This window comes from Dyella sp. AD56 (assembly GCF_002878475.1).
Taxonomy (GTDB): domain Bacteria; phylum Pseudomonadota; class Gammaproteobacteria; order Xanthomonadales; family Rhodanobacteraceae; genus Dyella.
On the sequence record NZ_NRDP01000002.1, the window covers coordinates 26,194 to 45,679 of the forward strand.

Annotated in this window: 22 protein-coding genes and 1 other RNA gene; 12 read left to right on the forward strand and 11 right to left on the reverse strand. The window is 64.9% G+C overall.

The annotated features are described in order from the left end of the window. Positions 1-177 precede the first annotated feature (177 nt). Positions 178-1,107, reverse strand: coding sequence for a chemotaxis protein (locus DyAD56_RS02265; RefSeq protein WP_102301137.1), 930 nt, complete (start codon positions 1,105-1,107; stop codon positions 178-180). A gap of 164 nt (positions 1,108-1,271) precedes the next feature. On the opposite strand from DyAD56_RS02265, the gene DyAD56_RS02270 reads away from it, so the two are divergent. From DyAD56_RS02270 to DyAD56_RS02290, 5 genes are all read left to right on the forward strand, one after another. Then, on the forward strand, positions 1,272-2,579 hold the full coding sequence (locus DyAD56_RS02270) for a methyl-accepting chemotaxis protein (protein ID WP_102301138.1): 1,308 nt from the start codon (positions 1,272-1,274) through the stop codon (positions 2,577-2,579). Beyond that, positions 2,576-3,268, forward strand: coding sequence for a flagellar basal body P-ring formation chaperone FlgA (gene flgA, locus DyAD56_RS02275; protein WP_102301139.1), 693 nt, complete (start codon positions 2,576-2,578; stop codon positions 3,266-3,268). The genes DyAD56_RS02270 and flgA overlap by 4 nt, the downstream gene beginning before the upstream one ends. An 85-nt stretch (positions 3,269-3,353) precedes the next feature. Then, positions 3,354-3,677 carry a flagellar biosynthesis anti-sigma factor FlgM gene (gene flgM / locus DyAD56_RS02280; RefSeq protein ID WP_102301140.1) on the forward strand — a complete coding sequence of 108 codons (324 nt, stop codon included), beginning with the start codon at positions 3,354-3,356 and terminating at the stop codon, positions 3,675-3,677. Continuing rightward, positions 3,674-4,120 carry a flagellar protein FlgN gene (locus DyAD56_RS02285; RefSeq protein ID WP_102301141.1) on the forward strand — a complete coding sequence of 149 codons (447 nt, stop codon included), beginning with the start codon at positions 3,674-3,676 and terminating at the stop codon, positions 4,118-4,120. The genes flgM and DyAD56_RS02285 overlap by 4 nt, the downstream gene beginning before the upstream one ends. 95 nt (positions 4,121-4,215) lie before the next feature. Then, complete coding sequence (locus DyAD56_RS02290) at positions 4,216-5,472, forward strand: HDOD domain-containing protein (RefSeq protein WP_102301142.1); 1,257 nt, start codon at positions 4,216-4,218, stop codon at positions 5,470-5,472. Between the two features lie 291 nt (positions 5,473-5,763). Here DyAD56_RS02290 and DyAD56_RS23805 read toward each other — a convergent pair whose 3' ends face one another. From DyAD56_RS23805 to pdxH, 4 genes are all read right to left on the reverse strand, one after another. Further along, positions 5,764-5,910: a hypothetical protein gene (locus DyAD56_RS23805; protein ID WP_158241229.1), complete on the reverse strand. Its 147-nt coding sequence runs from the start codon at positions 5,908-5,910 to the stop codon at positions 5,764-5,766. 298 nt (positions 5,911-6,208) lie between these two features. Then, complete coding sequence (locus tag DyAD56_RS02300; protein WP_102301144.1) at positions 6,209-7,030, reverse strand: cobalamin-binding protein; 822 nt, start codon at positions 7,028-7,030, stop codon at positions 6,209-6,211. Between the two features lie 4 nt (positions 7,031-7,034). Further along, positions 7,035-7,472 (reverse strand): secondary thiamine-phosphate synthase enzyme YjbQ, encoded by a 438-nt coding sequence (locus DyAD56_RS02305; protein ID WP_102301145.1) that lies wholly within the window; start codon positions 7,470-7,472, stop codon positions 7,035-7,037. Positions 7,473-7,504: 32 nt separating this feature from the next. Next, a complete protein-coding gene (gene pdxH, locus DyAD56_RS02310) occupies positions 7,505-8,092 on the reverse strand; it encodes a pyridoxamine 5'-phosphate oxidase (RefSeq protein WP_102301146.1) in 588 nt (195 codons plus the stop codon). Between the two features lie 42 nt (positions 8,093-8,134). On the opposite strand from pdxH, the gene DyAD56_RS02315 reads away from it, so the two are divergent. Further along, positions 8,135-8,965 (forward strand): kinase, encoded by an 831-nt coding sequence (locus DyAD56_RS02315; RefSeq protein WP_102301197.1) that lies wholly within the window; start codon positions 8,135-8,137, stop codon positions 8,963-8,965. A gap of 10 nt (positions 8,966-8,975) precedes the next feature. Here the strand turns inward: DyAD56_RS02315 and DyAD56_RS02320 are convergent. The 3 genes from DyAD56_RS02320 to DyAD56_RS02330 form a co-directional block, all read right to left on the reverse strand. Next, positions 8,976-9,052: non-coding RNA, sX9 sRNA (locus DyAD56_RS02320), on the reverse strand. Positions 9,053-9,113: 61 nt separating this feature from the next. Beyond that, complete coding sequence (locus DyAD56_RS02325; protein ID WP_102301147.1) at positions 9,114-9,458, reverse strand: heavy metal-binding domain-containing protein; 345 nt, start codon at positions 9,456-9,458, stop codon at positions 9,114-9,116. A gap of 55 nt (positions 9,459-9,513) precedes the next feature. Next, on the reverse strand, positions 9,514-10,350 hold the full coding sequence (locus DyAD56_RS02330; protein WP_102301148.1) for an NAD-dependent epimerase/dehydratase family protein: 837 nt from the start codon (positions 10,348-10,350) through the stop codon (positions 9,514-9,516). 58 nt (positions 10,351-10,408) lie between these two features. Between DyAD56_RS02330 and DyAD56_RS02335 the strand changes: the two genes are divergently transcribed. From DyAD56_RS02335 to DyAD56_RS02360, 6 genes are all read left to right on the forward strand, one after another. Continuing rightward, positions 10,409-10,948 (forward strand): shikimate kinase, encoded by a 540-nt coding sequence (locus tag DyAD56_RS02335; RefSeq protein ID WP_102301149.1) that lies wholly within the window; start codon positions 10,409-10,411, stop codon positions 10,946-10,948. Beyond that, a complete protein-coding gene (gene aroB, locus DyAD56_RS02340; RefSeq protein WP_102301150.1) occupies positions 10,945-12,042 on the forward strand; it encodes a 3-dehydroquinate synthase in 1,098 nt (365 codons plus the stop codon). Before DyAD56_RS02335 ends, aroB begins: the two co-directional genes overlap by 4 nt. Before the next feature lie 19 nt (positions 12,043-12,061). Then, positions 12,062-12,568, forward strand: a complete 507-nt coding sequence (locus DyAD56_RS02345) for a hypothetical protein (protein ID WP_146010417.1) — start codon at positions 12,062-12,064, stop codon at positions 12,566-12,568. A gap of 118 nt (positions 12,569-12,686) precedes the next feature. Then, positions 12,687-12,947 (forward strand): WGR domain-containing protein, encoded by a 261-nt coding sequence (locus DyAD56_RS02350; RefSeq protein ID WP_102301152.1) that lies wholly within the window; start codon positions 12,687-12,689, stop codon positions 12,945-12,947. Position 12,948: 1 nt separating this feature from the next. Continuing rightward, the gene (gene hemE / locus DyAD56_RS02355) at positions 12,949-14,016 is read left to right on the forward strand and encodes a uroporphyrinogen decarboxylase (RefSeq protein ID WP_102301153.1); all 1,068 of its coding nucleotides are present in this window, start codon (positions 12,949-12,951) and stop codon (positions 14,014-14,016) included. Positions 14,017-14,631: 615 nt separating this feature from the next. Further along, a complete protein-coding gene (locus DyAD56_RS02360; RefSeq protein WP_102301154.1) occupies positions 14,632-17,439 on the forward strand; it encodes a valine--tRNA ligase in 2,808 nt (935 codons plus the stop codon). A 205-nt stretch (positions 17,440-17,644) separates the two neighbouring features. On the opposite strand, the gene rimI is transcribed toward DyAD56_RS02360, so the two are convergent. The 3 genes from rimI to pssA are packed head-to-tail and all read right to left on the reverse strand — an operon-like array spanning position 17,645 to position 19,380. Beyond that, a complete protein-coding gene (gene rimI / locus DyAD56_RS02365; protein WP_102301155.1) occupies positions 17,645-18,118 on the reverse strand; it encodes a ribosomal protein S18-alanine N-acetyltransferase in 474 nt (157 codons plus the stop codon). 6 nt (positions 18,119-18,124) lie between these two features. Next, on the reverse strand, positions 18,125-18,610 hold the full coding sequence (locus DyAD56_RS02370; RefSeq protein WP_102301156.1) for a hypothetical protein: 486 nt from the start codon (positions 18,608-18,610) through the stop codon (positions 18,125-18,127). After that, positions 18,610-19,380, reverse strand: coding sequence for a CDP-diacylglycerol--serine O-phosphatidyltransferase (gene pssA / locus DyAD56_RS02375; RefSeq protein ID WP_102301157.1), 771 nt, complete (start codon positions 19,378-19,380; stop codon positions 18,610-18,612). Before pssA ends, DyAD56_RS02370 begins: the two co-directional genes overlap by 1 nt. Positions 19,381-19,486 lie beyond the last annotated feature (106 nt).

Consider the following 19,486-nt stretch of genomic DNA (forward strand, 5'->3'; position numbering starts at 1 on the left):
CCGCGTAGGCGGCCAGATCGCCGTATTGCTAAAACCAAACACTGAGGCTCTGGACCCCGGCCGGCGCCGGGGTGACGATTCTATCGAAACGCTAAGGCGAGCACCCACCCCTCACCCCAACCCTCTCCCCAAAGGGGGGAGGGAGAAAAGCAAAGAGCCAAGCACCGCTCCCAAAACTCAAAACTCCCCAAACCTCTCCGGCATTAAATCCAACACCGCCTGCGCCAACACATCCGGCTGAAACTTCGCCACAAAGCGATCCGCATTCACCTCGCGCACCATCGCCTCATTGAAAATTCCACTGATCGAACTGTGCAACACCACTTTCAGCGTCCGCAGCGCGAGCGTCTCGCGAATTGCGCGGGTCAACGCATAGCCATCCAGCCGCGGCATCTCGATGTCCGACACCACCAGCGTCACCCGCTCCTCGCCGGGCGATTCAGCGATGGCCTGCAGCCGCTCCAACGCTTCGCGCCCATCCGTCGCGACCACGCATTCCACATCCATCTGCCGGAACAGGTTCACCAGCTGATTGCGGGCAACCAGCGAGTCGTCCACCACCATCACGCGGCGCGGCTGCAGGTCGTGGACCCGGGCGATGCGCTGCATCGGGGCCGACAGCTCGGTGGGCGTGGCGTTGAGTGAGGCCAGTACATGCTCCACGTCCACCACCGCCACCAGCGCACCGTCCACGCGCGTTACCGCGTTGACGCGGCTGCCGAAGCCCAGCGCGGGCGCCGGCGCGGCGAGCGACTCGCCGTCGCACTGGACCAGCCGCTGCGGCTCGGCCACCAGAAAGCCCTGCACGCTGCGGCTGAACTCGGTGACCATCAGGTGCGCAGAAGTGACGTCGCGCAGCGAGGGGTACCCCAGCGCAACGGCCAGGTCGATGATGGGGATAGTGGTGCCGCGGTAATCGCAGCTACCGGCAATCAGGGGATGGGCGTCAGGCATGCGCTCCATCGGCGGGCGACGCATGACCTCGCGCACCTTGAATACGTTGATGCCAAACAGCTGCTCGTCGCCCATGCGAAACAGCAGTATGGCCACGCGGTTATGCCCCGCCAGCCGGGTCTGCTGCTCCACCTTGTCCATCCACGCGCTCATGCGGTTTCCTCGCGGCGGCCCAGCCGCCTTTACTCCCCGCGTATCGGCCGGGTCAGCCACGGCTTGAGCGCGGGATGGCCCTCATGGCACGTCGCTTGCTTCTCAAGTTCCGACGTTCGCCGCCGATGCCTGGGGCGACCCTTATAGGAAGGAACGATCCACCCATGAGTCTGATCTGGAGCCAGCATCTCGCCGATCTCGCCCGCGCCGCCGCCGCGGGTGACCGGGCGCAGGTCGCACAGCTATCGGCCCGGCACCCCCGCACAGCGCAGGCCTTGGCCCCGCTGCTGGCGGCTGTGTCCACTACGCGGCCACCGGTAGCCGTCGCCATGCAGACGATGGAACAACTGGGCCTGGTGCTCGGCGCGGCCCAACAATTGGCCCGCGAACAAGCGTCCATGCACAAGTCGGCACAGGAAAGCCGCGACGACGTCGGTCGTTTGACGGACGGCAGTGCCGGAATCTCGACATCACTGCAACAGATCGCCACCAGCCTGAGCTACGCGCGTCAGACTGGCGAAGGCAGCGAGCGCAGCGTGAGCGAGCTGGACGGTCAACTGCGCCTGCTGCGCACCGCTCTATCGGCCATGAATCGCAACCAGAGCAAGCTGGCCGAGCAAGTGGCGCAGATCCGCAAGCTCACCGGGGTGGTGCAGGAGATCGCCCACCAGACCAACCTGGTTGCCCTCAACGCGGCTATCGAGGCCGCCCGTGCGGGTGAAGCGGGTCGCGGCTTCGCCGTGGTGGCCGACGAGGTCAAGCAACTGGCTGAGAAGACCAGCCAGGCCACCGGCGAGATCGAACTGGTGACCGGCTCCATTGGGGAGTTCTCCCAACAGCTGGATGGCGACGTACAGCAAGGCCTGCAGCGCCTCGACCGCGCCCAGGGCGGCGTCAGCCAGACCGAAACCTCGCTGCATGACAGCAGCGAAGCGCTGCGCCAGATGGACGAGCGCATCGGCACCATGCATAAAAACCAGGACGCGCAGCACGCACGCGCCGTCGCCGCACAGGCCGCGCTGGGCGTATGGCACCGTCGCTCTGCCGAAACCACGCGCCAATCCGAAGCACTGAGCCGCGGCACCTTGCTCGGCCATCGCCTCGCTCTGGACTGGCTGGAGACTGAAACCGGTGAAGACCCGGCCAGCCTCAGCCTGACCGTGCGCGAAGCCGCGCAGGGTCTGCGCCAGGCTATGGAGCTGGCCCTGCAGGAACCGGCTGCGCTCGACCGCCGCTGGTTCGACACGCAGGCGCTCAGCCGCACGCTGGAACGCCTTACCGCCAGCCGCGGCAGCAACCCGGCGGCCAACGCACTTAGCGCCACGGGCACACGCTTGCGCGAACAAGGCACCGCCTTCGCCAGCTTGCTGTGCGATGGCCAAATCGATCAGGCAGGGCAGTTGATGCAGCAATTGGAGGGCGAGCGCGAAACCTTGCTCACCCAGCTCAACGCGTTGCTGGCCGACTTGTGAGCCGGCGCGTACTGGCCACCTTGCTGCTCAGCGCCCTCGTGCTGCCCGCCCATGCCGCGGAGCCGGCACAGGCGGCGCGTGCCAGTGCGGAGCAGTGGTTGCGCGGCCAGTACGAAACCCCAGGCAGCCGTGTCGTAGCCAAGGCCGCGGAACTGGATACGCGAACGCTGGAACTGGCGCCCTGCCCCGTGGCAACCAATGTCAGCCTGCAAGCCGGTGCGCGACTGATGCCGCGCATGACCGTACTGGTGCGATGCCCCGGCGCGGACGGCTGGACCCTGCATGTGCCGGTGCAACTGCAAGTTTTCCGTCAGGTGCTGGTGCTGGTGCGCCCCCTGCAGCGCGGCGACGGCGTACGCGCCGACGACGTGCGCACGGAGGAACGCGACATCACCCGCCTGGGCTATGGCTATGTGAGTGACATGGCGGACCTGGAAGGACGTACCCTTGCCCGCGCCCTGGGCGCCGGCAACGTCGTCACTCCGTCCGCCCTGGGGGGACGCAGCGCCGTGAAGGCGGGTGACCAGGTGCAACTGGTATCCCGGCTCAACGGTATCGAGGTTCGCGCCAGCGGCGTCGCGCTGGGTGGCGGGGACAGCGGTTCGCGCCTCAAGGTACGCAACGGCAGCTCGGGCAAAGTGATCGACGCCATGGTCATGGCACCCGGCGAGGTGCTCGCAGTTCCCTGAACCGACTCGCATAAACGATTAAAGTTTGCGGCCAGCCGGCCGATCCTGTCAGCAACAGGGCCAGCAATCCAAGAGAACGGACCCCATGAACACCACCATTTCCAACAACGGCTTGCCGAAGCTCCCCCAGCCCCCCACGGGCCAGGGCAGCAGCGCCACGCAGAGCCCCGCCAGCACAACGTCCAGCGACGCCACTGCCGGCAGCACGGGTACCACCGACCGCGTGCAGTTGACCGACTCCGCACGCGCCCTGCAGGAAGCAGCCCGCACCACCGACGGTGCCACCATGGACACGAAGAAAGTCGATCAGATCCGCCAGGCTCTCGCGAACGGCACCTACAAAGTGGACGCCGGCCGCATCGCCGACCGCATGATGTCGCTCGACAACCAGCTCAACGGCAAGTCATGAACCCGTCCCTGCAAGCCGAACTAGACCATGCCCTGACGGCCTCGGTCGAGGAGATGCGGCTGGCAGTGGGCGAATTGATGGACGCGCTTACCACCGAGCGCTCCGCCTTGGAAACAGCTGACGTCGACGCGCTCAACCACGCCGGCGCCAACAAGCACGAACTGATGGTGCGTCTGGAACAACTCGACGGCGAACGCGTGCAGTTGAGCCAAGGTGCACCGGAAGCCAGCCGCGTGCTGGCACCGAAGTGGCAAGAAGTTCTGCAGTCGCTACGTGCCTGTCAGCAGCTCAACCAGCGCAATGGCTACCTCGTGGGTATCCGTCTGCAGCAGGTGCGCAAGGCGCTGGCGGTACTTACCGGCAACGAGACGGAAGCAAGTGTGTACGGCCGCGCGGGTGACCTGCGCACGAGCCTGCGCTCGCAACCGCTGGCCGAGGCCTAAGCAAACATCAACATGCGCGCACGCCTCCACGTGTGCTCCAGTTTTGCCGGCGTCATTGCCGTCCCACTCAACCATCGTCCACACGTCGATCGATCATGAGCGAAGCCGCGGCCATCACCACAGCCCAGGACGTATCCACCGCCAGCGAACAACCGCTGCCAGTGATTCGCCTGCCCATGCTGGACAACCGGCGCGAGCTGTTCGCGTACGAGATCGTGTTCCAGGATGATGTCGAGAACGAAGACGTCCTTATGCGTCGCGCACTCGCCACCATCACGGACGGCGCCCTCGCCCGCCTCGTGCGTGGCAATCGCACCTTCCTCCGGCTCACGCACGAGCTGTTGATGGAAGAAACCGACGTGCTACAGCACCAGCCACGCTTCGGCGTGCTGCTCAAGCCCGAAGCGGCGACCGATCCCGCATTGGTCGAACGCCTGTCCCGCATGGCGCAGCGCGGTTGCCCGCTGATGCTCGATGCCGGCGACACGACACTGGAATTCAATCCCGCGGTCGAACCGCTACTGAAGATCGTGCAGTTCGTACGCCTGGATGCCAGCAAGCTCGATCCCGCAACACTGCGCTCGCGCAGCGAATACCTGCACGCGCGCGGCACCCACGTCGTCGCCGGCCAGGTAGACGACCACGACACCTATCACCGCTGCGAATCGCTGCCCTTGCAGGCGATCCAGGGCCAGTTCCTGCTCAAACCCGAACCGGTTGCCGTGCCTGTGTTGGCCGCGAGCCGCCTCAGCCTACTGCGCCTGATGAAGGCACTGCAGGAAGGCAACCCTGGCCCCGTTGAACTGGGCCAGATCGTGCGCGACGACGCCATCCTCAGCTACAAGCTGCTGGGCTGCGTAAACTCCGCCTACTTCGCCCTGCCTCGCCAGCTCAAATCCGTGCAGCAGGCCGCCATCTTCTTCGGCGCCGCCCGCCTGCGTAACTGGATCTACACCATGGCGCTGAGCGGTACCGGCGACCGTCCGCCGGAACTGCTGCGCGCTGCGCTGATCCGCGCACATATGGCCGAAAAACTGGCGCAGGGCATGCCTGCCGAACAGCGCGAAATGGCTTTCACCGCCGGTTTGTTCTCGTTGCTCGACGCCATGATGGAAGCGCCGATGGATTTCGTGCTGTGGCATTTGCCGCTCGCTCGCGAGATCAGCAGCGCGCTGCTGGAGAACAAGGGTCCGTTTGCCATGTTGCTGGATCAGATTCGTGCATGGGAAGCAGGCAACCTGCGCGGTGGCGAAGTGCAGCCGCAGGTGATTCGTCGCATGGCGGCGATTTATCTTGAAGCGACGCAGTGGGCGGATCACGTTTACGCGTTTGCGGATCAGCGGCCGAATTGATTTGTCTCTCAGCACGTAGTTGTTGAGAAGCTGATCTAGAGCGTTGCTCTTTCAACTTAGCTGCGCTTTCAAAGCACGCTCAGAGGCTGCGCGCGAAGAGCATTACGTGCCTCAGTCTTACTCCCTCGCCCCTTCGGGGAGAGGGTTGGGGTGAGGGGTCAATCCAGCCTCACCGTTGTGATCGTCATCCCTGCGTAGGCAGGGATCCAGTTTCTGTATCGCTTGGTTGTCGCGTCACGGTGATCTGGCCGCCTACGCGGCGGGCGTTTCTACCTCCTGCCGGAGGCCGAGTCACTTTTCTTTGCTTGCCCAAAGAAAAGTAACCCAAAGAAAGGGCACCCCCACTTGGCGCTGGCCGGTGAAGCCGGCCAGTTCGTGAGGGGCGGCCGGGCTTTTCGACAGGGCATCCTGCCCTGGCGAAAAGGAATCGGCATCCATGCCGATCCCCCTACGGGCCTTCTCGTCCACCCCTCACCGCCGCACAGGGGGCCCGAAGGTCAAAAGCACTGAGCCGAAGGCTCGTGCAGCGGAGCTGCACATCGCGTCGTGGCAGGTCGCGATCACGCGACAACCGAAAGCAAAGTCACTGGATCCCTGCCTCCGCAGGGATGACGGCATGGGCGAAACGGCGAGGCTAGATTGACCCCTCACCCCAACCCTCTCCTCGAAAGGGAGAGGGAGAAAAGAAAGTCGCGAGCCCTCACCACAGCGCGCGCCAACAGCGCAACACCAAAAGTCAGCCCCGCCGCCCCCTATCCCACTCCGCAAAAATCCCATGCATCGCCTCCAACCCATCAAACAGCGCCGCCGGCCCCGGCTGCAAAATGATCGGCGACTTGATCTCATAAAGCGCCCCATCACGCACGGCAGGAATCGCATCCCACCCCTCACGCGCTGCGACACGCTCCGGGCGAAACCGCTTCCCGCACCATGAGCCGAGGATGATGTCCGGCGCCGCGCGCACCACTTCGCCCGCGTCTTCGAGAATGCGATGCTTCGCCAACGACTCCCCTGACATCCGCGGAAACACATCCTCGCCGCCAGCGATCCGGATCAGTTCCGCCACCCACTGGATGCCGGTGATCAAAGGCTCGTCCCACTCCTCGAAATACACCTTCGGTCGGCGCTCGAACTGCGCAGCCGCCGCTTCGATGCGGGCAATCTGCTGCTCGGCTTTCCGCGCATAGGCTTCCGCTTTCTCCGCCGCGCCAACCATCGCACCCAATCGGCGGATGTAAGCGAGGATGCCGTCAACGCTGCGATGGTTGCTGATCCACACCTCTACGCCGGCCTTGATCAACTCACGCGCGATGTCTGCCTGGATATCGGAGAACCCAATCACGAAATCCGGTTGCAGCTTGAGGATCTCGTCGATCTTCGCGCTAGTGAATGCGGATACCTTGGGCTTCTCCTTGCGCGCCCGCGGCGGACGCACGGTGAAGCCGGAGATGCCGACGATGCGGTGCTCCTCACCAAGCGCATAGAGCACTTCGGTGGGTTCTTCGGTAAGGCAGACGATGCGCTGCGGGTAGTGGTCGGCGTTGCGAATATCAGTCACGCGTTCAATGTCCCAACACGGTCACCGTGATCTTGCGCTGGTGCGGATCAAGTCGGTGTTCCCATAGGTAAATGCCCTGCCAGGTGCCCAGTTGCGCCTTGCCCGCGTGCACCGGAACCACCAGGCTGACGCCGGTGAGGATGGCGCGCACGTGGGCGGGCATGTCGTCTGGGCCTTCCTCGTCATGGCGGAAGATGCTGTCGCCATCGGGCACGGCGCGCGCGAACCAGCGCTCAAGATCGTCGCGCACGGCCGGGTCGGCGTTCTCGCTGATCAGCAGCGAGCAACTCGTGTGCAGGCTGAAGATATGGGCGATGCCCGTATGCACACCGCTGGCGGCTACGACGTCACCCACCTTATCGGTGATCTCGGTGAAGCCGCGGCCGCGCGTGTGCACGACAAAGCCATTCTGGGCGACGTGATCGGCGGGCGTTGCACGCATGCTTGAAGCCTCCGAATGGCGGGTCAATCGAATCAGGGGTAAAGCAAGCGGCTCGTCCAGGTTTGGCCGTGGCGGCTCCAGCGCACGCGCTCGTGCAGCCGGTATTCGGCGCCGTACCAGAACTCCACCATGTCCGGCTCCACCACGTAGCCACCCCAATTGGGCGGACGCGGCACGTCGCGGCCTTCGAACTCGTGCTCGTAGCGCGCGTAGCGCTGCTCGAACGTGTCGCGATCGGGCAGCGTCTGCGATTGCAGCGACGCCCAGGCACCGAGCTGGCTGGCACGCGGACGCGTGGCGAAATACGTATCGGACTCTTCAGGCAGCACCTTGCGCGACACGCCTTCCACGCGCACCTGCACCGCGTTGCGCAGCTGCTTCCAGTGAAAGCACAGCGCCACCTGCGGGTGCGACTCGACCTGGCTGCCCTTGTCGCTTTCGTAGTTGGTGTAGAAGCGGAACCCCCGCTCGTCGGCCCCCTTGAGCAGCACGATGCGCGAACTCACGCGCCCGGCCGCATCCACCGTGGCCAGGCTCATTGCGGTCGGCTCAGGCTCTCCTGCCTTGCCGGCCTCGTCCAACAGTTGCACAAATGTGTCTAGGATTTCTGGTTTCAGCATGGGGGTCTTGAATCGTGGCTCGCGCGCGCCATCATGGCGGGCATGTCTCCAGATGCTAGCACGCAGAATTCGACCCTGGCCGGGCACCTGCTCGACCAGTACGCCGGGCGCATCGCCCGTTCCCGGCGCCCCTACCTGCTGGGCCTGTCCGGCCTGCAGGGCAGTGGCAAGAGCACCCTGGCGCGGGAGATGAAGGCCCAGGCCGATGCCCGTGGCTGGCCTACCGAGGTGCTGTCGCTGGATGACTTCTACTACTCGCGAAGCGAGCGTGAAGTCCTTGCTCACCAGATCCATCCGCTGCTGCGCACCCGTGGCGTGCCGGGTACGCACGAAATCGAACTACTAATGTCGGTGCTGGCTGCATTGCCGCAGGCATCTGACAAGCTGCCGGTGAGTTACCCGCGCTTCGACAAGGGCCGCGACACGCGCACGGCGCCGTCGAAATGGCCCAAGGTCACCCGGCCGCCGAAGCTCGTCATCCTCGAAGGCTGGGCGCTTGGGCTACGTCCCCAGCTGCAGGCCGCACTGGAAGAACCGGTCAACGACCTGGAGCGCGAGGAAGATCCGGAAGGCACCTGGCGCCACTGGGTGAACAAGCAGTTGCGAAGCTACCAGCCACTGTGGCGCAAACTGGACGCCCTGATCGTGTTGCTGGCGCCCAGTTGGGACGTCGTGCGCAAATGGCGCAGCCAGCAGGAGGAAGAGCTACTGGCCCGGCACGCCCCGCTGGCGATGGACGCGGAGGCCATGGTGCGCTTTCTGGCTCACTATGAGCGCCTGAGCCGGCACGCACTCGCCATCCTGCCCGAGCTGGCCGATGCCACGGTGGAATACGACGATGACCGACACGTCATCGCCGTCAACCACAGCTGATATTCAAAGTCGCTAACAAAACGTAGCGAGCGGCCGTCAGGCGGGTGCGGGCGGCGCGCAGGAACCGGAGTGTACTTGCGCGTACATGAGGATTCCGAGCACCGACCGCGCCCGCCTGACGGTCGCGCAGTAGTTTTGTTAGCGGCTCTTAGGCGGCCGGCTCCACCTGCACCGCCGTACCGTAGGCCAGCACTTCGGTCACGCCCTCGGCCACATCGTTGGCGTCGTAGCGCATGCCGATTACGGCGTTGGCGCCGCGTTCGGCGGCATGCCTCAACATCAGCTCAAAGGCTTCCTCGCGCGCCTTCTCGCACAGTTCCGTGTAGATGGTGATGTTGCCACCCACCAGGGTCTGCAGAGCGGCGCCGAGGTTGCCCACCACGCTGCGCGAACGCACGGTGATGCCACGCACGATGCCCATCGGGCGCACGATGCGATGCCCCGGCAACTCGTTGCTGGTGGTGACCATGTGGAGCGAGACGCTGGCTGGCATGGATGCTTCTCCTGGGTTGGTTGAATGGAACGTCGATGTACTTGTGGCTGGTGACTCAATTGTCACCGTCGAGCAGGGCTGCATATCCCAGACGTGCATCCGGCCATTGCGGTACGAAGCCGCTGGCGCGCAATCGGGCATTGCTCAAACGTTTGCTGCCGATGCCCGGTGGCGCTGCACCGTCGCCCGGTACCGGCGCATGCACGCGGCGCGCGAGATCGTCATAGAGCACGTCCAGTGGCAGCGGCGTGTCGTCGACACCGAGGTAAAGCGACTGCGGATCTTGCGCGAACAGCAGATGCACGATCGCCGCGGCCGCGTCGTCGACGTGGATGCGGTTGGCCCAGTGTGGCGTGGTGCGGGGCACGCGGGCCGTGCCGGCGCGCAACCGATCGATCAACTGCAGGCGACCGGGTCCGTAGAGTCCCGCCAATCGCAAAGTGACTGAGGGCGCGTGCGTATGCGCATAGCGCTCTGCGTCCAGCAATACGCGACCATTGAAGCCCGGTGGATCGACAGGCGTGTCTTCGTTGATCCACGCACCGTCATGTTCGCCGTAAACGGCGCTGGATGAGACGAACAACAGGCGTTGCAATTCGGAGCCGCCGAGCGCGCCAAGCAGATGCCGTAATCCATCCACGAACACGGCGCGATACAGCGCCTCGTCGCGGGCATCGGGCGTGGGCAGGTACACGACATGGCTGATGCCTGTGGGCAGGTCGTGCAGTGTTTCCGGCCGGGTCAGGTCGCCCTGAGTCCAGCAGATGCCATCGCCATCACCGGCCTGGGCGGTACGCCGCAGCGCCCAAACGTCGTCACCACGCTCACGCAATCGGTGCGCTACGCGCAGCCCCACGTCGCCCGCGCCAGCGATCAGCACGCGCGCGTTCATGGCATTCTCCTCGTCGAGAGAATCAGTCGTGCGCTTTCGCGCCTGTTAGCATTTACCCATGAATCCATCGTGCAACCTGTTCATCATCGGCCCGACCGGCGCCGGCAAGACGACTATCGGTCGTCGGCTGGCTGACCATTATGGGCTGAGCTTCGTCGATCTCGACCAGGAGATCGAGCGGGTCTGCGGCGTACCGGTCAGCACCGTGTTCGAGATCGAGGGCGAGACTGGCTTTCGCCAGCGTGAAACCACCCTGCTGGCCGAATGCAGCGCGCGCGCCGGCGTGGTGATGGCCACGGGCGCTGGCGCCGTGCTCGACCCGGCCAACCGTCGCCTGCTGGCCGAGCGTGGCTACGTGCTGTGGCTGCAGGCCACGCTGGAGCAGCAGTTGGAGCGCCTCGCCCAGGATCGCCAGCGCCCTTTGCTGGCCGGCGCGGACCGCGCGGAACGACTCACCGCGATGTCGCAACGACGCACGTCGCTGTATGAAGAAGTCGCGGACCTGGCCATCCCTGGCGCCCACGAAACCGTCCATACCGCCAGCCTGCGCAGCATTCTTCTGATCGACCAACATTGGCATCGCCAACACGCCGCATGACTACGCATACCCAGCCCCGCACCATCGACGTCGCCCTCGGCGAGCGCAGCTATCCCGTCTGGATTGGCCCCGGCTTGCTCAATGATCACGCCCGCTGGCGCGCTGCGTTGCGCGGCCGGCATGCACTGGTGATCAGCAACACCACCGTGGCGCCACTTTATCTGGAGCGCATAGCGGAAGGATTGGATGGTCTTTCATGGTCGTCGTTCCTCATCGACGACGGCGAAGCGCACAAGACCTTCGCCAACGTCGGCCTCGCGCTGGACGCATTGGCGAAACTGGGCGCCACGCGCGATGCGTGCGTCATCGCCTTGGGCGGTGGCGTGGTGGGTGATCTGGCCGGCTTCAGTGCGGCCTGTTGGATGCGCGGCATCGATTTCATCCAGATGCCGACGACACTGCTGTCGATGGTCGACTCGTCCGTGGGCGGCAAGACCGGCGTAAACCTGCCTGCCGGCAAGAACCTGGTAGGCGCGTTCCACCAGCCGCGCGCGGTGATTGCCGATACCGACACTCTCACCACGCTTCCCGAGCGCGAATACCGCGCGGGGCTTGCGGAGGTGATCAAGGGCGCTGCCATCGGCGACGCTGACTTTTTCGCGTGGCTGGAAGCGAACGCCGACGCGCTGAATGCGCGTGAGGCGGGCCCGCTGATCGAGGCCATCGCACGCAAGGTGCAATACAAGGCCGGCGTGGTTGCGCGCGACGAAACGGAACAAGGTGAACGCGCCCTGCTCAACCTGGGCCACACCTTTGGCCACGCGCTGGAAACTGCGGGCAAGTACAAAGTCTTGCTACACGGCGAAGGCGTGGCCGTTGGCATGCTGCTCGCCGCGCAGCTCTCCGAACGGCTGGGCATGAGCGAGTCCGCCGACACCACGCGCCTGCACCGCCTGCTCGACGCGGTGGGCCTGCCGACGACGATTCCGCCCAGCATGGAGCCGGAGCCCCTGCTCACCCTGATGCGACTGGACAAAAAGAATCTGGCCGGCACCCTGCGATTGATCCTGTGGCGTGGTATCGGCCAGGCGGACATCGTCAGCGGCGTGGACGAAGCCGACGTGCTCGCCGTGCTGCGCGACAACTGCCGTTGACCGGCTCTAGCGACACCCGATGACGCGCAGAACGAACGCATGGTTGCTCGCCCTGCTCCTTGTCGGGGTCGTCCACACTGCGCATAGCGCATCGCTACAGCGCTTCGACAACTTCCGGGTGCAGAACGTCTACCAAGGGCAAGTCGCCGCACCCATGCTTCGCAGTGCGCAGGACAAGCGCTACCGCACCATGATCCGAGACGCCGCCGCCAGCGAGAAAGTCAATTTCGCTGGCCACTACGTGCTTTCCGCCGTCGGCTGCGGCGGTGGCTGCCTGCAGATTTTTGCCCTGGACGCCCGCAATGGCGAGGTCTCCTGGCTGCCGTTCACTGTCAGCTGGGGCGTGGAGGACAAACTGTTCGATACGGAGATCATGCCGCTCGATTACCGCATCGACAGCAACCTGCTGGTGGTCGCCGGCAGCCGCAACGAACACGGGCACGGCACGTACAACTACATCTTCGAACACGGGCACTTCCGGCTACTGGATGCACACGAAGATCCGCCGAACGGGCTCTGGCCTTAGCAGCCACACAACACGTAGGCCGCCCGCGCGAAAAGGCGCACTGCCTCGCCACTGGGCACGAAGCCTTCTAGAATGCGAGCTCTGCGGCCTACCGCCCTTTTTCCTCGAACCCGACTCCATGCGCCTCTACCTGCAAGCCATGTCCGCCACCGCCGAGGCGCCGCGCTACGTCCAGATCGTGCTGGAGCAGGATCTGCTGGGTGGCTGGACGCTGTATCGCGAATCGGGTGTGCAAGGCGGTAAGGCCACGCTCAAGCGCGAGCAGTTTCTGGAGCGCGACGATGCACTCGCCGCGTTCGAAAAAGCGCGCGACGCGCAACTCAAGCGCGGCTTCCGCGTGATGTTCAGCCAGGGCCAGGACGGCCCTTACGGATCCTGAAATGAGTGATGCCCTGAAGAACGACCGCTTCCTGCGCGCATTGCGCCGGGAGGCCACCGACACCACGCCCGTGTGGGTCATGCGCCAAGCCGGCCGCTACCTGCCGGAGTATCGCGCCACCCGGGCTCGCGCCGGCAGCTTCATGGCGCTGGCGCAAAATCCGGAGCTGGCCTGCGAGGTGACGCTGCAGCCGCTGGAGCGCTTCGAGCTGGATGCAGCCATCCTGTTCTCGGACATCCTGACCATTCCCGACGCGATGGGCCTGGGGCTGAGCTTTGCCCAGGGCGAAGGCCCGCAGTTCGCGCATCCGGTGCGCACGAAGGCCGACATCGAGAAACTCGGCGTGCCGGACATGGAAGGCGAGCTGCGTTATGTGATGGACGCTGTGCGCCTGATCCGCCGCGAGCTGCATGGCCGTGTGCCGCTGATCGGCTTCTCCGGCAGCCCCTGGACGCTGGCCTGCTACATGGTGGAAGGCCAGGGCTCACGCGATTTCGCCCGCCTCAAAGCCATGTGCTGGAGCGAGCCCGCCCTCGCCCACCGCCTGCTCGACACGCTGGCCCAGGCCGTCACTGCGTACCTGATCGCCCAGGCCGAGGCCGGCGCGCAGGCGCTGATGGTGTTTGATACCTGGGGTGGCCTGCTCGGCCCCGCGCCGTTCCGCGAGTTTTCGCTGCGCTACATGGCCCAGGTAGTCGAAGCACTCAAGGCCCACCCGGCCAGCCGCGAACTGCCCGTGATCCTGTTCTCCAAGGGCGCCGGTCGGCACTTGTCGGCCATGGCCGACACCGGCTGCGCCGCCTTGGGCGTGGATTGGACCATCGACCTTGCCGACGCCCGTCAGGCCGTGGCTGGCCGTGTGGCGCTGCAGGGCAACCTGGACCCCGCCATCCTGCTGGCCGATCCGGAAGTGATCCGCCGCGAGGTGCGCCGCGTACTGGACAGCTACGGCAACCATCCTGGGCATGTGTTCAACCTGGGCCACGGCATTACGCCGGAAGTGAATCCGGAGCATGTGAAGGTGCTGGTGGATGAGGTTCACGCTTATGGGCGGAAGCTGCGGGGCTGAGCCGCGAATGCTTCTCAAGGGGCGATGTGCAGCGTTGCTGCACGAGCCTTCGGCTCGGCGCCTTTGACCTTCGGGCCCCCTGTGCGGCGGTGAGGGGTGGACGAGAAGGCCCGCAGGGGGATCGGCATGGATGCCGATCCCTTTTCGCCGGGGCAGGAGCCCAGTCGAAAAGCCCGGCCGCCCCTCACGAACTGGCCGGCATAGCCGGCCAGCGCCAAGTGGGGGTGCCCTTTCTTTGGGTTACTTTTCTTTGGGCAAGCAAAGAAAAGTGACCCGGCCTCCGGCAGGAGGTCGGAAGCCCGCCGCAGGCGAGCCAGGTCGCCGTAGCGCGATAACCAAGCGCAAAGTCACTGCTGGATGACCAGCCATTCGGCTGTTGCAAAGCGCTCCCTGCCCTTGCCCCTTTTGTGGGATTCGCAGGGATGACGGCGACGATAAAACGGTAAGGCTAGATTGACCCCTCACCCCAACCCTCTCCCCGGAGGGGAGAGGGAGCAACGGCGACGCAAGCCCGGCCGCCAGCCAAAAATGGCACCCCAGCGCCCCCACCCGTACAATCGACCCTTTAACGTCAATCCCCACGCGCCAGCCTCGGCGCGCAATCGCGAGCCCCTGATGGACAAGAGTTTCGAGCCCGGCCAGATCGAATCGAAGTGGTATGCCGCCTGGGAAGCCAGCGGCGACTTCAAGCCGACCGGCCAGGGCGAGCCGTACTGCATCCTGCTGCCGCCGCCGAACGTCACTGGCACCCTGCACATGGGCCATGCGTTCCAGCAGACCGTGATGGACATGCTGATCCGCTACCAGCGCATGCGTGGCATGAACACGTTGTGGCAGGTAGGCACGGACCACGCCGGCATCGCCACGCAGAAGATCGTGGAGAACCAGCTCGCGGTAGAGAACAAGACGCGCCATGACCTGGGCCGCGAAGCCTTTATCGAGCGCGTGTGGCAGTGGAAGGAAGAGTCCGGCTCCACCATCACCAACCAGATGCGTCGACTCGGCGTCGCTGCCGACTGGTCGCGCGAGCGCTTCACCATGGATCCGGGTCTGTCGGCCGCGGTGCGCAAGGTGTTCGTCGACTGGTTCCGCGCGGGCCTGATCTACCGTGGCAACCGCCTGGTGAATTGGGATCCGGCACTGGGCACGGCGGTCTCGGACCTGGAAGTGAACAATGTCGAGCGTGATGGCCATATGTGGTCCATCCGCTACTACACAGCAGACGGCAAGGACAGCGTTGTGGTCGCCACCACGCGTCCGGAAACCATGCTGGGTGACGTCGCCGTCGCCGTGAATCCGGAAGACGAGCGTTATACGCACCTCGTCGGCAAGACGTTGCGCTTGCCGCTGAGCGGCCGTGAGATTCCGGTGATCGCCGACGACTACGTCGATCGCGAATTTGGCACCGGCTTCGTCAAGATCACGCCTGCGCACGACTTCAACGACTACGCCGTCGGTCAGCGCCACAACCTGACGCCGATCAACATCTTCACGCTTGACGCGAAGGTCAATGAAAACGGGCCGGAGAAGTACCGCGGCATGGACCGCTACGAAGCACGCAAAGCCGTGCTCGCGGACCTGGAAGCGGAAGGCCTGTTGGTGGAAACCAAGCCGCACAAGCTGCAGGTGCCGGTGAGCCAGCGCTCGGATGCCGTGATCGAGCCGATGCTCACCGACCAGTGGTTCCTCGACCTCACCAGCGAGAAGGGCCGCAAGGAAATCACCGAGCCGGCGCTCGACGCCGTGCGCTCGGGTGAAGTGAAGTTCGTGCCGGAAAACTGGAGCACCACGTACACGCAGTGGCTGGACAACATCCAGGACTGGTGCATCAGCCGCCAGCTGTGGTGGGGCCACCGCATCCCTGCGTGGTACGACGAAGCGGGCAACATCTTCGTCGGCGAAGACGAGGCCGACGCACGCGCACATGCCACCACTCCGCCCGTCGGCGCGCTGCGCCAGGACGACGACGTGCTCGATACGTGGTTCAGCTCCGCGCTGTGGCCGTTCTCCACCCTGGGCTGGCCGATGGACGGCCCGGTGAAGGACGAGCACGGCAACGTCGTGGCGAACTGGGACACGGACAACGTGTTCCTGCCCAGCGCCGTGCTGGTGACGGGTTTTGACATCATCTTCTTCTGGGTCGCGCGCATGGTGATGGCGACCAAGTACTTCACCGGTCGCGTGCCGTTCCGCCATGTCTACATCAATGCCATCGTGCGTGATGCGGAAGGCCAGAAGATGTCCAAATCCAAGGGCAACACGCTCGACCCGCTCGATCTCATCGACGGCATCGAGCTGGAGCCGCTGGTCGCCAAGTCGACGAAGTCGCTGCTGATTCCGCAAGTGCGCGAGAAGGTGGAAAAGCGCATCCGCAAGGACTACCCGGCCGGCATCCCGTCCATCGGCACCGACGCGCTGCGTTTCACTTTCGCCGCGCTGGCCAGCTACAGCCGCACCATCAACTTCGACATCAAGCGTGCCGAAGGCTACAAGGCGTTCTGCAACAAGCTGTGGAACGCCGCGCGCTTCGTGCTGATGAACATGCCAGAAGGCGAGCTCGCCGCACCGGCGAATGGACCGGTGACGAAGGCGGAGCGCTGGATCCTTACGCGCCTGAAGCAGACGCTCACCGATGTCGAACAGCACTTCGCTAACTATCGCTTCGACCTGCTGGCGCAGGAACTCTATGAGTTCACCTGGAACGAGTTCTGCGACTGGTTCCTGGAATTGTCCAAGCCCGCGTTGAACGGCGACGATGCCACCGCTGCAGCCTCCACGCGCCACACACTGGTGGTGGTTCTGGAAACCATCCTGCGCGCGCTGCACCCCATCGTGCCCTTCATCAGCGAGGAGATCTGGCATTCGGTGGCGCCGAAGCTCGGCCTCGACGCCAAGTTCCTGATGGAGCGCCCGTGGCCGAAGGCGGACGAGATCGTGGCCGACGAAGCCGCCACCGCCGAGATCGAATGGTTCAAGAACGTGCTCAGCGGCATCCGCCGTATCCGTGCGGAGATGAACATCCCACCGGGCAAAGTGCTCCCTGTGCTGCTCGCCGATGGCGATGGTGCAGACCGCACTCGCGCCGCTGCAAACACGGCGAACATCAGCTTTCTGGCTCGTGTCGACGCACCGCACTGGATCGAATCGGGCAAGGACGAACCCGCAGCTGCCGCTGCAGTGGTCGGTTCGATGCGTGTGCTGATCCCGCTCGCCGGCCTGATCGATCTTGGTGCAGAAAAAGCCCGCCTCTCGAAGGAAATCGCCCGCATCGAAGGCGAGATCAAGAAGTGCGAAGGCAAGCTGGGCAACGCCAACTTCGTCGCCAACGCACCGGAGGAAGTGGTTGCGCAGGAACGCCAGCGCATCACCGACTGGACCACGCAGGCCAACGCACTGCGCGAACAGGCGCAGAAGCTGGGCTGAAACTAACGTCGCGACGCTCGACGCGAATGTATGTTCCTCGCTCTAATCCACCAGGATTAGGGCGAGGGGCATCCAGCGTCGATCGCGCAACCGGGCGCTCGCATCTCGCGCTCTGTTTGCGACAACCCATGCCGCTTCACGGACAGATACTTTTCTACCAGCGATGCGGCGAACGATGGCGCCGCGCCACGGCGGCGCGTCAGGTTCACGGCGCCGGGGACAAATCCAGTGCCATCACGATGGCGTCTTCGCGTCCTTCCTTGGCCGGGTAGTACTTCGGCCTGCGCCCGATCTCCTCGAAACCGATCGAGCGATACATGGCCTGCGCCACCGGATTGGACGGCCGCACCTCAAGGAACACCCTGCCCGCGCCATTCCAACGGGCGATGTCCAGCAAGCGCCGGAACAGGAATCGCCCGAGCCCGAGCCCCCGGTGATCGGGACCGACACAGACGTTGAGGACGTGCGCTTCATCAGCGGCCACCGACAGCACGCCATAACCGGCAATCACACCGTCCACCCACATCACCCAGCTCGGGTGACCGGCCTTCAGGCAGTCATTGAAGATGCCCGCTGTCCACGGGAAATCGTACGAAGATGCCTCCATCGCCGCCACGATCGGCACGTCGTCGCGACGCATGGCGCGGATTTCGGCGTGAGGACGGGCCACAGCGACCATGCAGGACTACTCCGCAGACGAGGCCAGCGCGCGACGCAGGCTGCGCAGCGCGTTCCAGAGCCTACGCTTGCCGGCGCCTGAGGTCAGTACGCCAGCGGGCTCATCGGCCAGCACGATATGGGCGCGGCTCACGGTAGCCGCCGGCAATTCGCGCCCCAGCGCCCGCGCCTGCGCCTCACCGAAGACGAGATACGCACGGGCCTCGGGCGGGTTAGCCAGTTGACCCTCAGTCACTTCGATGCGCGGCGCCCTGGCCACCGCGGCGCCGCAGGCCATCAGCGCACGCCCCACCAGATCGAGCTCCCGCGGCGAGCAGCCAGCGGGCAACACCACCACGCAATCACCTGTCATCACCGCAGACATGGCGTCGACTGCGGAGACGTCCACAGCCGCCGACTCTGCGGCCGCCACGCGACGCACCCACGGCGTGACGCCCAGCGCGCGCAACACACGCTCGCGATGCGGCAAGGAAGTGGGTGCAAACCCGGCCATCAGACGACTCCCCGACGCCGGCGACGCGTGGCGCGTCCCCACACCGTCATCGCAGGGCCAGACAGCAAGTACAGGGTGAACACGACGAACAGCACACGCGGTGGGTCAATGAAGAACGGCACCAGCACCAGCACGCCGATCAGTACCCACAAGAACGGCACACGGTCGCCCATCGGCAGCGATTTGAAGCTGTAGTAGCGAAAATTACTGACCATGAGCAGGCCCACCAACACAGCGATCACCGGGGTGACGAAGCACACCTCCGCACCGATCACGCCGAACTTATCCATGCTCCACACAAAGGACATGCACACGGCCGCTCCCGCCGGGCTCGCCAACCCCTGGAAATAGCGCTTGTCGATCACGCCGACCTGGGTGTTGAAGCGCGCCAGCCGCAAGGCCGCGCAGGCTGCGTAAATAAAGGCGGCGGCCCAGCCGATCTTGCCCCAGGTGGGGCCGTAGTCCTTCAGCGCCGATAGCGACCAGGTGTACATCACCAGCGACGGCGCCAAGCCAAAGCTGATCAGGTCCGACAGCGAGTCGTACTGCACACCGAACTCGCTCTGGGTGTTGGTCAGGCGAGCCACGCGACCGTCCATACCGTCCAGCAGGGCTGCCACGAACACGGCGATAGCCGCCGAGCTGAAATCCCCGCCGATGCTCGTCACGATCGCGTAGAACCCGGCGAACATCGCACCGGTCGTGATCAGGTTCGGCAGCAGATAAATCCCCCGATGGCGCGGGGGGCTGGCGGGCGTACTGTCGCTCATGAATCAATCCGTGACGGAATACGCGCAGTGTAAACCATCCCCCGCTTGAGTCCGGCTGGAGGGGGTGCAACGATGCTACGGCCTCGCAGGAGGGCGTCGCCGGCCT